Here is a 14030-nt window from a genome sequence, read left to right as displayed (position 1 = left end):
GAAAAAGCAAAACGGGAGCATTGCTGCTCCCGTGGGTATGGTTAGAAATCTTCGTTGGTTTCGCTGGCTTCTTCGTATTTATCAGCCGCGCTATCCGCTGTCGCCGCTTCCGCCGTCGCACCGGTCAGCAGCATGTCACGCAGCTTAACGTCGAGCTCATTGGCAATCGCCGGATTCTCTTTGAGGAAGTTGGTAGCGTTCGCTTTACCCTGGCCGATTTTATCGCCGTTGTAGCTGTACCACGCACCGGCTTTTTCCACCAGTTTGTGCTTCACGCCGAGGTCAACCAGCTCGCCGAAGGTGTTGATGCCTTCACCGTACATGATCTGGAACTCAGCCTGCTTAAACGGTGCTGCCACTTTGTTCTTCACCACTTTAACGCGGGTTTCGCTCCCCACCACTTCGTCGCCCTCTTTAATGGCGCCGATACGGCGGATATCCAGACGCACGGAGGCGTAGAACTTCAGGGCGTTACCACCGGTGGTAGTTTCCGGGTTACCGAACATCACACCAATCTTCATACGAATCTGGTTGATGAAGATCAGCAGCGTGTTGGACTGCTTAAGGTTACCCGCCAGTTTACGCATCGCCTGGCTCATCATACGCGCAGCCAGACCCATGTGCGAATCACCGATTTCACCTTCGATTTCCGCTTTCGGCGTCAGCGCCGCCACGGAGTCAACGATGATCACGTCTACCGCACCCGAACGGGCCAGCGCATCACAGATCTCCAGCGCCTGCTCACCGGTATCCGGCTGCGAACACAGCAGGTTATCAATGTCGACGCCCAGTTTCTTGGCGTATACCGGATCCAGCGCGTGCTCGGCATCGATAAAGGCACAGGTTTTGCCTTTACGCTGCGCAGCAGCAATGACCTGCAGGGTCAGCGTGGTTTTACCGGAGGACTCAGGTCCGTAAATCTCAACGATACGGCCCATTGGCAGGCCACCCGCGCCCAGCGCGATGTCCAGCGACAGGGAGCCGGTAGAGATGGTTTCAACATCCATCGAGCGGTCTTCACCCAGGCGCATGATGGAGCCTTTACCAAATTGTTTCTCAATCTGGCCCAGCGCGGCAGCTAAAGCCTTCTGTTTGTTCTCGTCAATCGCCATTTCCACTCCTAATCATGCCGGGTGAGCGGGCACCGTGTATGCCTGCTCGTTCTGTTGCCGCTAATTATACTGTATAGTCATACAGTATCAAGTTTAATTTGTCAGAAATTCATCCAGCAGCGCCTGCAGCGCCCAGCTGACTGACTGACGCCGGACAGCATCGCGATCGCCGGTAAACTGCTGGCGCTGTGCCAGCACGCGGCCCTCCGGACCCGCCAGCGCAAACCAGACGGTACCGACCGGCTTTTCTGCCGTGCCGCCATCCGGTCCGGCGATGCCGCTCACCGCAATACCGTAGCCAGCGCCGGCCGCGGCACAGGCGCCGGTCACCATTTCGCGTACCGTTTGCTCACTGACGGCACCGTGCTGCGCCAGCGTCGCCGCCTGCACGCCAACCATCTGCTGCTTGGCCTCATTGCTGTAGGTAACAAAGCCGCGCTCAAACCACGCCGAACTGCCGCTAATGTCGGTAAATACCTTGGCAATCCAGCCGCCGGTACAGGACTCCGCCGCCGTCACCGTCGCCTGACGATGCCTGAGCTGTTCGCCAATACGGCGGCTGAGCTGCTGAAGTTGTTCGTCGTTCATCGCCTTCTCCTGTTGTGGCGCTTCACGTTAGCAGTAAATGGTGCGGCGACAAGCCCTTTTCAACCGCCGCCGTCGCATTTTGCGCGCTGCGTTCCGGTGAGCTCAGCGCATTTTCACCGCCACCATAAATAAACGCGGAAAGGCCAGCAAAACCTGTCCATTACTGCGCGTCGGGTAAGCGGGCAGCAGCGCCTGATGATAGTCGTCTAAAAAGTCCGCCTGCTGCGCCTCATCCAGCGCGGCAAGGAACGGACGCAGCCCGGTGGCACGCAACCAGCTGATAATCGCCTGCGCATCAGCCATCGGATGATAGTAAGTGGTGCGCCAGATATCGACCTGACAGCCTGCATCGCTTAATAAATCATAGTAGCGATCGCTGCTCAGCAGGCGTTTGCGCTCTGCCGCCTGAGGCGAAATATGCGCCTGCCAGCGTGAGCTGGCGGCCACCTCACGCATCAGACGATGCGACGGCTCCTGCAGGTTATCCGGCATTTGCACCCCCAGTGCACCGCCCGGTGCCAGCTGGTTTACCAGATGCGGCAACAAGGTTTCGTGGTCGGTCAGCCATTGCAGCGACGCGTTGGCATAAATGACCTGTTGCGGCTGCTCAGGCTGCCAGCTGCGGATATCGGCCTGACGAAAGTCACAGTCCGGCAGGCGTTGCCGCGCCTGTTCCAGCATCGCCTCAGAGCTGTCGATACCGGTGATGTGTGCCTGCGGCCAGGCGTGCGCCAGCAGTTCCGTGCTGTTGCCCGGGCCACATCCCAGGTCCGTAGCAAAGCGCACCTCGTTGACGGGAATACGCGCCAGCAACTCCTGTGCCGGACGCGTACGCTCAGATTCAAACTGACGATACAGCTGGGGATTCCAGTCTTGCATAGCAACGCTCCTGTCTGTGTGGAAGAGTCACACACTACCTGTTTTGCTGCGCGAGGCGCGAAGAGAAAAGTGCGGTTGCCGGAAAAGTGTGAGTGGCGCAGCGGAATCAGAGACAGCAGGCTAGGACATGGCGATATCGCGCGCTGGCGAAGCTGTGGTTACCAGCCCAACCTGAGGGGGAAAACAACAGGACGGCGCATGGCCGTCCTGCAATTAGTTCTTTTTCACAAACTCAGATTTGAGTTTCATCGGACCGAAGCCGTCGATTTTGCAATCGATATTGTGGTCACCTTCAACCAGACGGATGCTTTTCACTTTAGTGCCGATTTTCAGGGTGGAAGAGCTGCCTTTCACCTTGAGATCTTTCACTACGGTTACGCTATCGCCATCTGCCAGCAGGTTACCGTTGGCATCGCGCACTACCAGCCCTTCGCTGCTGTCATCCGCGCTGGCGGACCAGATATGGCCGCAGGAGGGGCAGTTCAGGTTTTCACCCTCCTGCCAGGTGTAATCTGCCTGGCAGGCCGGGCAGGCAGGTAAAGTCGTCATACATATTCCTCAGTGGTCGGTATGCGATGAAGAAGGCACCGCAAAACGGGCGCCATCTTATACCCTCATACTTTATAAGGACAGGATTAAAGCATGTTGCCCTGACGCGCCTGGGCGACCGCCTGCCCCAGCTGCCACACCGCCATGGCATAGTGCGTGCTGTGGTTGTAGCGCGTAATCACGTAGAAATTAGGCAGACCGTACCAGTATTGATAGCTGGTGCCGAGATCCAGCCGCAGCAGGCTGACCTGGCTGTTGCCGTCCAGCGAACCCTGCGGTGCCAGACCGCTGGCCGCCAGCGTATTCACTGAATAAGAGGTTTTGAAACCGTTCTCCAGCGCCGGTGCCTGACCGCTGGCGGGCACGGCGACGTTTTCACCGGAACGCCAGCCGTGCGCTTTAAAGTAGTTGGCAACGCTGCCGATGGCATCCACCGGATCCCACAGATTGATATGGCCGTCGCCGTTAAAATCGACCGCATACTGCTTATAGGAGGACGGCATAAACTGGCCGTAGCCCATGGCACCGGCGAAAGAGCCGCGCAGATCCAGCGGATCGTCCTGCTCGGTGCGCGCCATCAGCAGGAAGGTTTCCAGCTCGCTGCTGAAGTAAGCGGCACGGCGCGGATAGCTAAACGAGAGCGTCGCCAGCGCATCCAGCAGACGGGTTTTGCCCATCACCCGACCCCAGCGTGTTTCCACCCCGATAATCCCGACGATGATCTCCGGCGGTACGCCATACACCTGCTGGGCGCGCTGCAGCGCATCCTGATATTGATTCCAGAAGGCGACGCCGTTCTGCACGTTATCCGGGGTGATGAATTTATTGCGATAGCGAATCCACGCGCCGTTCGGCCCGCTCGGCGGCGTATAGCTCGGCGCCTGCTGATCCATCAGGCGCAGCACGTAATCCAGTCGCTTCGCCTGGCCAATGACCGCATGCAGCTGGTCGCGGTTGAAACCGTGCTTCGCCACCATCTGATCGATAAATTGTTCTGCCGCCGGATTACCGGCAAAGTCGCCAAACATCGGCTGAATGGCGTGAGAAGGTTCCAGTAAAAACCCCCCTTTCGGTGCAGGCACAACGGCGGATTGCTGCTGGGGGGCAGGCTTACTGCTGCAGGCAGCAAGCAAACAAATAAGCGGAAGAAGAGCAACCTTAAAACGCATCGGATATCCATAAGCCAGATGAAACACGAATGCTCATGGTAATCGTTCAACGAAGCGACTTACAGAGCAATGTCGTAAATTTACGCCCGTTGTGATTCTGCAGTTATGACCAGCCATATCTCTGCTCAGGTAATGAAAACGCCGCAGAGGTAAGGGGTGCACTGACCGAACTGACACTCACCTGTAGCGCGGCAGCGGCAGTGCCCGGCCGCGCTAAGCGCCGAATTTGCGTGCTGGCTCCACAGTTTTCCCCGCCGCGTAAAATTTGCTTTTTACCGCCTGTCGCAATTTGATATGGTCGCCAGCCAGAAACATCGGCTGGCGGATGAAGCGGGCTGCGCAAAAATGCTAACATCTGCCCTTTCGTTATCCGCCAGTGTGATAACCATCCATCCCCGGCTGCCCCTGTCCAGCCAGCGGAAATCAAAAGAGTGAATCCTGAGTGAGAATGAGATGAAAGGAGCAGAGCAAATGGACTTCAGTGGCCACACCCCCATGATGCAGCAATACCTGCGCCTGAAGGCCGATCATCCTGACATCCTGCTGTTTTATCGCATGGGCGATTTCTATGAGCTGTTCTACGACGATGCCAGACGCGCATCGCAGCTGCTGGAGATCTCGCTGACCAAACGCGGTGCGTCCGCCGGGGAACCGATCCCGATGGCCGGCGTGCCCTATCATGCCGTTGAAGGCTACCTGGCGAAGCTGGTTCAGCTGGGCGAATCGGTGGCGATCTGCGAGCAGATTGGCGATCCGGCACTCAGCAAAGGGCCGGTTGAGCGTAAAGTGGTGCGCATAGTAACGCCCGGCACCATCAGTGATGAAGCGTTACTGCAGGAGCGCCAGGATAACCTGCTGGCAGCCATCTTCCAGAGCCAGCGCGGTTTTGGCTACGCCACGCTGGATATCAGCTCCGGGCGTTTCCGCCTCAGCGAGCCGGGCGATATCGAGACCATGGCGGCCGAACTGCAGCGTACCAATCCGGCAGAGTTGCTCTATCCGGAGGATTTGCAGGCCATGACGCTGATCGATCAGCGCCGCGGGCTGCGGCGGCGTCCGCTGTGGGAATTCGAAATCGACACCGCACGTCAGCAGTTAAACCTGCAGTTTGGCACGCGCGATCTCAGCGGCTTTGGCGTCGAGCAGGCGCATCTGGCGCTGCGCGCGGCGGGCTGTCTGCTGCAGTATGTCAAAGATACGCAGCGCACCTCGCTGCCGCACATCCGCTCGCTGAGTATGGAGCGCCAGCAGGACAGCGTCATCATGGATGCGGCTACCCGGCGCAATCTGGAAATCACCCAGAATCTGGCGGGCGGCAGCGAAAATACGCTCGCGGCGGTGCTGGATAAAACCGTCACGCCGATGGGCAGCCGCATGCTGAAGCGCTGGCTGCATATGCCGCTGCGCGACGTGGCCACCATCACGCGCCGCCAGGAATCAATTGCCGAACTGCAGTCGCTGAGCGAAGAACTGCAACCGGTGCTGCGCCAGGTGGGCGATCTGGAGCGTATTCTGGCACGTCTGGCGCTGCGCACCGCGCGTCCGCGCGATCTGGCGCGCATGCGTCATGCCTTCCAGCAATTGCCAGAACTCAATACCCAGTTAGCGGGCGTGGCCGCGCCTCATCTGAATGTGCTGCGCGACCGGATGGGGGATTTCAGCGAACTGCGCGAACTGCTGGAAAGCGCCATTATCGAATCGCCGCCAGTGCTGGTGCGCGACGGTGGTGTTATCGCGCCCGGCTATAACGCCGAGCTGGACGAGTGGCGCGCGCTGGCCGACGGCGCCAGCGACTATCTTGACCGCCTGGAGATTCGCGAGCGCGAAAAACTGGGGCTGGATACGCTGAAGGTTGGCTTCAACGCTGTGCACGGCTATTACATTCAGGTCAGCCGCGGACAGAGCCATCTGGTGCCTATCCATTACGTCCGCCGCCAGACGCTGAAAAATGCTGAGCGCTATATCATTCCCGAACTGAAAGAGTACGAAGACAAGGTTCTCACGTCGAAAGGCAAAGCGCTGGCGCTGGAAAAGAGCCTGTATGACGAGCTGTTCGATCGCCTGCTGCCGCACCTCGAAGCGCTGCAGCAGAGCGCCGCGGCGCTGGCAGAACTGGACGTACTGGCCAACCTGGCCGAACGCGCCTGGACGCTCAACTATTGCCGCCCGGTGCTGCAGGAGAAAGCCGGGATTCGCATCACCGCCGGTCGCCATCCGGTGGTGGAACAGGTGCTGAAAGAGCCGTTCATTGCCAACCCGCTGTCGCTTTCGATGCAGCGTCGCATGCTGATCATTACCGGCCCCAACATGGGCGGTAAGAGTACTTATATGCGGCAGACGGCCCTGATTGCACTGATGGCCTGGATCGGCAGCTATGTGCCAGCGGAAGAGACAGTGATCGGCCCTATCGATCGCATCTTTACCCGTGTCGGTGCCGCCGACGATCTCGCCTCCGGTCGCTCTACCTTTATGGTCGAGATGACCGAGACCGCCAACATTCTGCATAACGCCACCGAAAACAGCCTGGTGCTGATGGACGAAATCGGCCGCGGGACGTCCACTTATGATGGCCTGTCGCTCGCCTGGGCCTGTGCCGAAAGCCTGGCGAATCGCATCAAAGCCATGACGCTGTTTGCCACCCACTACTTCGAGCTCACGACCCTGCCGGAGAAAATGGAAGGCGTGGTGAATGTGCATCTTGATGCGGTAGAACACGGTGACACCATTGCCTTTATGCACAGCGTGCAGGATGGCGCCGCGAGCAAGAGCTACGGCCTGGCCGTGGCGGCGCTGGCCGGTGTGCCGAAAGAGGTGATAAAGCGTGCGCGCCACAAGCTAAAAGAGCTGGAAGCGCTGTCGGGCAGTTCTGCCGGCTCAACGGTGGAGGGCTCACAGCTGCCGCTGCTGGTGGCTGAAACTTCGCCGGCAGTGGAAGCGCTGGAAGCGCTCGACCCGGACAGCCTGACGCCCAAACAGGCGCTGGAGTGGATTTACCGTCTGAAAACCCTGATGTAACCTGCCGGCGCGTGCACGGCGCGCCGGCCTGAATGACAGGCATAAAAAAACGGTGACCTTATGGTCACCGTTTTTATTGCCAGCTACGGCTTATTCGCGGAACAGTGCTTCGATATTCAGACCCTGCGTCTGCAGAATTTCGCGCAGACGACGCAGACCTTCAACCTGAATCTGACGGACACGCTCACGGGTCAAACCGATTTCGCGGCCCACATCTTCCAGCGTTGCCGCTTCATAGCCTAACAGGCCGAAACGACGCGCCAGCACTTCACGCTGCTTGGCATTGAGTTCAAACAACCACTTAACGATGCTCTGTTTCATATCATCGTCCTGCGTGGTGTCTTCCGGACCGTTGTCTTTCTCATCGGCCAGGATATCCAGCAGCGCTTTCTCGGAATCACCGCCTAACGGCGTATCAACCGACGTAATGCGCTCGTTGAGACGCAACATACGGCTTACGTCATCAACTGGCTTGTCCAGCTGCTCGGCGATCTCTTCCGCACTCGGCTCATGGTCCAGCTTGTGCGACAGTTCACGCGCGGTACGCAGGTAAACGTTCAGCTCTTTAACAATGTGAATCGGCAGACGAATGGTACGGGTTTGGTTCATGATAGCCCGTTCAATGGTCTGACGAATCCACCAGGTGGCATAAGTTGAGAAGCGGAACCCGCGTTCCGGGTCAAACTTCTCTACGGCGCGAATCAGGCCGAGATTACCCTCTTCAATCAGATCCAGCAGCGCCAGACCACGATTGCTATAACGACGGGCAATCTTTACCACCAGGCGTAAGTTACTTTCGATCATGCGACGACGAGAAGGAATGTCACCGCGTAATGCGCGACGGGCGAAGAACACCTCTTCTTCCGCCGTTAACAGTGGTGAATAACCAATCTCGCCGAGGTAAAGCTGCGTCGCATCCAGAACGCGTTGCGTCGCACCCTGTGACAGCAACTCTTCTTCAGCTACTTCATTATCACCAGGTTCGTTCTCAACGAGAGCCTTCTCATCAAAAACCTCAGCTCCGTTCTCCTCGAATTCCGCATCATCGTGTAACTCATTAACTTTCAGCGTATTCTGGCTCATAAGCGGCTCCTACCCGTGATCCAAGGGCAGAACACCTAAGGTTCTGCCGGATTATCGCTGCGGTAAATAACGCAACGGGTTTACGGATTTCCCCTTGTAACGAATTTCAAAGTGCAATCTTACTGAACTGGTTCCGGTGCTACCCATGGTAGCGATTTTTTGCCCCGCCTTAACTTCCTGTTGTTCCCGGACCAGCATGGTATCGTTGTGGGCGTAGGCACTCAGGTAATCATCGTTGTGTTTGATGATGATTAAATTACCGTACCCGCGGAGCGCGTTGCCTGCGTATACCACTCGTCCTGATGCAGTGGCGACGACAGGTTGTCCACGCGACCCGGCGATATCGATCCCTTTGTTTCCGCCTTCCGCAGCGGAGAAGTTATCGATGATCTTCCCATCAGTCGGCCAACGCCAGCTTCCCACTGGTGTTGTGCTATTAGTTGTGCTGCTAACTGTGGGCGGTGCGGTAACCGGAGCTGTGGTCGTTGCCACATTATTTGCCCCTTTCGACGGCAGCATTTTCCCGCCTGTCGAACCCGAATCATCAGAATACGTAATAACAGGTTGCTGTGCAACAGGGGTGGATTTAATTTGCGTCTGATTCGATGCCACCGGAACGCCGCCCTGCGTGGCATCCGCTGCGGTTATCGCGTTACCACCGGTGATGGTCTGACCGTTACCGTTACCCACCTGCAACGTCTGCCCGGCGCTCAGGCTATAGGGCGCCGCGATATTATTGCGCTGTGCCAGATCGCGGAAATCATTGCCGGTAATCCAGGCGATATAGAACAGCGTATCGCCTCGCTTAACGGTGTAGGTTTCACCCCCGTAGCTGCCTTTAGGAATATTCCCATAATTGCGATTGTACACAATACGACCATTTTCGGTGGTCACATTATTATTGCCACTAACCATTCCACCCGCAGGCGCGGCTGATGGTGTACCACCGCTTAACATTCCACCACGCGGCATCGCCGGCACGGTGCTGTTCTGCGCGGCGATCATGCCGCCTGTGGTGGGAGCAGCAGCCATACCGCTGTCGCCGCTGTTGCTGCCAATCTGGCTGATGGGGGCTTGTGTGTTGTCGCCAGAGCTACAGCCTGCCAGCCAAAAACCGACCAGTGAAAGTGCCGCCAGACGGCGTAATTGAAATACTGTGCTTCCCGTGCTCATTGATCCCCCGTGATGGCAATCCTGGATAAAACTGTGTGTCGACGTTGACCGCATGATTCACTAGCTGTGCCGTCAAAAACGCGCTTTCGCATTGATTAACAAGGATAGTAACAATATCAACTGCGCCATGCCATGTAACGATTGTGAAGAAATACGTAAGATGGCTTTATGCCAGATCGCCCTGAACCAGCGGCACAAAGCGCACCGGCTCAATCGTTTCTTCAATAATTTCACCACCCTGACGACGCAGGCGCTTAAGTACCTGCTGGTCCTCACCCACCGGCAGCACCATTTTGCCGCCTTCTCCCAGTTGCGCTATCAGCGCAGTCGGAATTTCTGGCGGTGCGGCAGTCACAATAATGGCATCAAACGGCCCGCGCGCGGCCCAGCCCTGCCAGCCGTCGCCGTGGCGTGTGGAAATGTTATGCAGATCGAGCTGCTTCAGGCGGCGTTTCGCCTGCCACTGCAGCCCTTTGATGCGTTCAACCGAGTAAACGTGGTTAACCAGATGCGCGAGAATGGCGGTCTGATAACCCGAACCGGTGCCAATTTCCAGCACGCGCGAGGTCGGGTTCAGCTCCAGCAGCGCCGTCATACGCGCCACCATATAAGGCTGAGAAATGGTCTGGCCGTTGCCAATCGGCAGCGCCACGTTCTCCCAGGCTTTATGTTCAAAAGCCTCGTCGATAAAGCGTTCACGCGGGACATCAGCGATGGCTTTCAGCAAATGCTCATCGTGAATACCCTGCGTGCGCAGTTGGGCCAGAAGCGTTTCGATGCGCCGGTTTACCATGCCGGATTCACCTCAGCCTGGTACAGCCCGTCGCCTGCCCTCTTCCGCGCCACGCCGGCGCCAGGATCAACCTGTCGTAATGTCTTCACGCCAGGGAACACGCCAATGCCGGGAGTCTGAATTCCATCATCGTTGCTGAGCCGTATCCGCATCTGATTCTGACCTTTTTCATTAACCGGTCCACCGACCGCCGCGCCCGTTTTGCGCCTTCAGCGGCGCAAGCGGTCCTGCGCTGGCGGCACAAGGATGTTTGCATTCTAGCGGTGAGGCGCGGGAAGTGGTAGGCGTAAATCACGCAACCGTCGGCAGTTGTCGCAACAATAAGCAGTCAAACGCAATGGCACCCAGTAAAAAGCCCGGCGGAAAGCCGGGCTGATTTATCACCTCAGTGACGATCCGGTAAGCTCACCGCATACAGATACCAGGCCGAGTGCGGCAGCCAGCCTTCCGCCCAGCGCCAGTCGTCATCCTTCCGTGTGACCGCATAGCCTTCATCAAAGGCGATACCGTCCGCCACCTGATTCGACGCGCCGGTGATGCCGTTGACGATACCGCCCGGCAGCGTGGTGTATTTCCACGAATTGAAGAACAGATAGCTGATGTGACGATAGCCGCTGCCGGTCAGCATGCTGACGTCGTACGGATTATGACCGAGGATCCAGTTGAGCTGATCCCAGGCATAACTCTGCAGCTGCTGCGTAAAGGCTTTATCGTCCGCGAACAGCGGCATCGCCTGACGGGCGGCGGCGGCCAGCGAGGCGATACGCGCGTTTTCGCCCTGCCACCACGGCGCAGCTTCGCTGTCGTGCGGGAAGAAGAAGCTGGTGCGCTTCACGCCGTATTTCAGCTGAACCAGCTGGCGCGCATAGCCAAACGGGTTATTGCTCTCTTTAGTCACCGCCAGCTCAAAGCCCAGCGAGCGTTTTACCGTCTGGCGGATATTCGCCTGCTGCGCCTGCGGCGCGATGCGCGCGTACTCCAGCAGTGCGATCACCGGCAGACCGGCATCGGACGGATGGAAGAACGGGCGTTTTTCGCCGTCGGCACGCCAGTAGTCATGCCAGTTATCCAGCGACGTCAGTCGCGCCATCAGGCTCTCCGCACGCTGCTGCGCCGCAGCCAGATAGACCGCTTTTTGCGAGGCGCGATACAGCTCGGTAGCCGCCAGCAGCGCGGTGTAATCATCCACGATGTTCTCTTTGCCGTCGTTCACCATGCGCAGGTTATTTTTCTGCAGGAAGGCAAAGGCATCTTCTGCGGTTTGCAGATACTGCTGCCGCGTGAAGTTACCGTCATTCTCCATGGTGCTGGCCAGCGCCAGCGCGGCAATTGACATGCCGGCACCGGAGCGGAAGCTGGCCTGCCACGCCAGCGGGCCGACCGCCTCCTCTTCAACAATGGTGGAATCGGACTCCTTCTCTTTGATCTGCGTGCGCCAGTTGGGATTGGCGATCACCCGGTCCTGAGCCAGCTTCTCTTTGCCCGGCGAGGAGATCGCCTGGAAGAAGGATTCCCCCGGCCGCTTCATGCGCACCAGGAAATCGGCACCGTACAGCCCTTCGTCGAGCATGCGCCGGCGATACTCATCAAAGTTCGGGTTATCCCGCGCCCCGAGATTTTGATAACCGCGCAGTAAACTCCACGCCACCAGCGGCGCCTGCTGCGGATTGAAGTAAGAGGTCAGATTCTGGTGCGACAGGTGCACGCCATAATCGCCGGTGGCGTCATACCAGCCGCCGTGGACGTCAACCGTACCGCTGCCGGTGCCCGGTGGCAGCGGCAGTTTGCGGTCCGCCTTATCGAACAGGCCGGTGACGCGCTGGCTTTTGAAATAGGCAATCACATCGGACAGCGTATAGCGCTCGAGCAGATCGGCACCAATAATGAACGGCCCGGAGCGCACATCGCCGTCGCTGCTGGTGGTTTGCAGCACGTAGCGGCCCGGCGTTTGCCAGCCGGAGAAATCGGCACGATAGAAGGTGCGATCGCCCCAGCCCGGCACGTCACCCTGCGGCTGCAGCGTGCCGCTCAGCACCGCTTTATTGGTCTCATTATCCAGCAGGGTAAATTTCACCGGCGGCTTAGCGCGCGAGTCGCCGGTCAGCTGCACGATGGCGTTTTTCGGCGCGGCAACATCGTAGCCGACCTGATTGATTAAAACGTGGGTTTCGGCGTGCGCCAGCCCGGCCAGTAACAGCGCTGCGGTCAGCGCGGAGAAGCGAATCCTCATGGTCATCATCCTTAGTGTCGTGAGTGATTGAACAGGCTAAAAGGGGCAATCATCATGAATTTGACGTCCTTTTCATCCTGGAAAACGTTGCCATAGCCGCCGCCCCAGCTGGGGTTATCGCTATGATTGTTGTAGGCGGTGAGATGCAGCTTAAATACCGTGTCTTTGGCCCAGCCGGACTGCACCTGCCACACCAGATCGCCGTTGATGGCGGTTTCCGTCAGGCGCTGCTGCTGCGACCAGTCGCCGCCGCGCGCCGGTTTACCGTCCCAGCCCCAGGCAAACGAGCCACCGATGCTGACGCCCGGCCAGACGATGTCGCTGAGATCGATCATCAGGCCCGCGAACAGCGCTTTTTCGCCGTCGGCGTTGAAGTCAGAGCGCGAATCCCACCACATATCGATGCGGCCCGCGGAGTTGGGATAGATCGGCGTCATCGCCACGGTGTAGTAACCTTGTTTCCCCGGTGCGTGTACTGCGCTGCCCTCGAGCCGGAACTGGTAGCGATCCCACTGGTACGCCAGCGTCAGGCCCTGCTGCCAGGCAAACTCATCGTAAACATCATGCCGACCGGTACGATCCTGCGAGCCGTAGAACTGCCAGCTGACGCTGAACGGGTTATCCCACAGCGTGGTCTGGCGTGCCGCTTTGGCGAAATATTTGTCGAGATAATGCGGAGATTCACCCCACGCCAGCTCCAGCGTGTTGCCGTTTTTGAAGTCATACTTCGCGCCCAGCGAGTGCAGATAAGGAATGCGCGTCTGCCGGTCGATTTCGCGAAACTCGTACATTTTGCGGTACCACGGCGCTTTGTACTTGTTGGCGCCCATCCACGACAGCGACAGCGCGCCTGCGTCGCCGTAGTCATAGACCGCTCCGACTTCCACGCCCTGATAGGTGCCGGGCAGAAATCCCCACTGGGTGCCAAGCAGCGTCTGGCCGCTCGGCTGGATATAACCGGCCCGCAGCCAGTAGTCACCGGCTTTGAGTTTCAGCGCGGCACGGTAGAGATCCAGCCCGTTACGTTCGCCAACGCCACGGTCTTCCCACATCGAAGGCCCGTGACTGAAGCTGATCTCATTGGGATGTGCCGGGCTGCCTTCAAACAGATCCCAGGTGGCGAAGGCCGCCACATCAATGCCCACGACATCGGCCAGATAGCCGGACTGATAATCGAGCGCGCCGGTCAGCGTGCTGTGATGCAGGTTGGTCTGATACTGCTGATAGTGTGCGCTGTCTGGATTGAGATCTTTGCGCTCGCGGTGGCGCTGCCAGTAATAGATGGTGCCCTCCAGCGTGCTGTCTTCAACAAATCCTTCCGCCAGCGCCGGCGGTGCCGCGCCCAGCATCAGGGTGGCCAGCGGCAGCAGCGCTGCCTTTTTTCTCCTGGTGAATGTGTTCATGACCTTTCCTTAAGGTGCACGCGGCCCTGCGAAGCA

Annotated in this window: 11 protein-coding genes; 1 reads left to right on the top strand and 10 read right to left on the bottom strand. The window is 58.3% G+C overall.

Translation table 11 applies throughout. From position 1 onward, the window contains the following. Positions 1–41 precede the first annotated feature (41 nt). The 5 genes from recA to mltB all read right to left on the bottom strand — a co-directional run bounded on the left by recA (position 42) and on the right by mltB (position 4297). Entirely contained in the window at positions 42–1112 is a 1071-nt protein-coding gene (gene recA, locus AC6I79_RS04645; protein WP_021507334.1) for a recombinase RecA, read from the bottom strand. 93 nt (positions 1113–1205) lie between these two features. Then, the gene (gene pncC / locus AC6I79_RS04640) at positions 1206–1700 is read right to left on the bottom strand and encodes a nicotinamide-nucleotide amidase (RefSeq protein WP_010616727.1); all 495 of its coding nucleotides are present in this window, start codon (positions 1698–1700) and stop codon (positions 1206–1208) included. A 102-nt stretch (positions 1701–1802) separates the two neighbouring features. Next, complete coding sequence (gene tam, locus AC6I79_RS04635) at positions 1803–2579, bottom strand: trans-aconitate 2-methyltransferase (RefSeq protein ID WP_021507335.1); 777 nt, start codon at positions 2577–2579, stop codon at positions 1803–1805. A 213-nt stretch (positions 2580–2792) separates the two neighbouring features. Then, positions 2793–3128 (bottom strand): zinc ribbon domain-containing protein YjdM, encoded by a 336-nt coding sequence (locus tag AC6I79_RS04630; RefSeq protein ID WP_021507336.1) that lies wholly within the window; start codon positions 3126–3128, stop codon positions 2793–2795. Between the two features lie 86 nt (positions 3129–3214). Continuing rightward, a complete protein-coding gene (gene mltB, locus AC6I79_RS04625; RefSeq protein WP_031279678.1) occupies positions 3215–4297 on the bottom strand; it encodes a lytic murein transglycosylase B in 1083 nt (360 codons plus the stop codon). Positions 4298–4768: 471 nt separating this feature from the next. Here mltB and mutS point away from each other — a divergent pair, with 471 nt between their 5' ends. After that, positions 4769–7312, top strand: coding sequence for a DNA mismatch repair protein MutS (gene mutS / locus AC6I79_RS04620; protein ID WP_159377983.1), 2544 nt, complete (start codon positions 4769–4771; stop codon positions 7310–7312). Positions 7313–7402: 90 nt separating this feature from the next. Here mutS and rpoS read toward each other — a convergent pair whose 3' ends face one another. The 5 genes from rpoS to AC6I79_RS04595 form a co-directional block, all read right to left on the bottom strand. After that, positions 7403–8395, bottom strand: coding sequence for an RNA polymerase sigma factor RpoS (rpoS, locus tag AC6I79_RS04615; RefSeq protein ID WP_021507339.1), 993 nt, complete (start codon positions 8393–8395; stop codon positions 7403–7405). Positions 8396–8446: 51 nt separating this feature from the next. After that, positions 8447–9568, bottom strand: coding sequence for a murein hydrolase activator NlpD (gene nlpD / locus AC6I79_RS04610; RefSeq protein ID WP_058771487.1), 1122 nt, complete (start codon positions 9566–9568; stop codon positions 8447–8449). A 166-nt stretch (positions 9569–9734) separates the two neighbouring features. Further along, positions 9735–10361: a protein-L-isoaspartate(D-aspartate) O-methyltransferase gene (locus tag AC6I79_RS04605; protein ID WP_021507341.1), complete on the bottom strand. Its 627-nt coding sequence runs from the start codon at positions 10359–10361 to the stop codon at positions 9735–9737. Between the two features lie 385 nt (positions 10362–10746). Beyond that, positions 10747–12591, bottom strand: a complete 1845-nt coding sequence (locus AC6I79_RS04600; protein WP_498027596.1) for a glycoside hydrolase family 9 protein — start codon at positions 12589–12591, stop codon at positions 10747–10749. An 11-nt stretch (positions 12592–12602) separates the two neighbouring features. Next, positions 12603–13994 (bottom strand): OprD family outer membrane porin, encoded by a 1392-nt coding sequence (locus AC6I79_RS04595; RefSeq protein WP_159377831.1) that lies wholly within the window; start codon positions 13992–13994, stop codon positions 12603–12605. Between the last annotated feature and the right edge of the window lie 36 nt (positions 13995–14030).

The organism is gamma proteobacterium symbiont of Scutellera amethystina (assembly GCF_059730845.1).
This window is presented reverse-complemented; position numbering and strand designations above follow the sequence as displayed.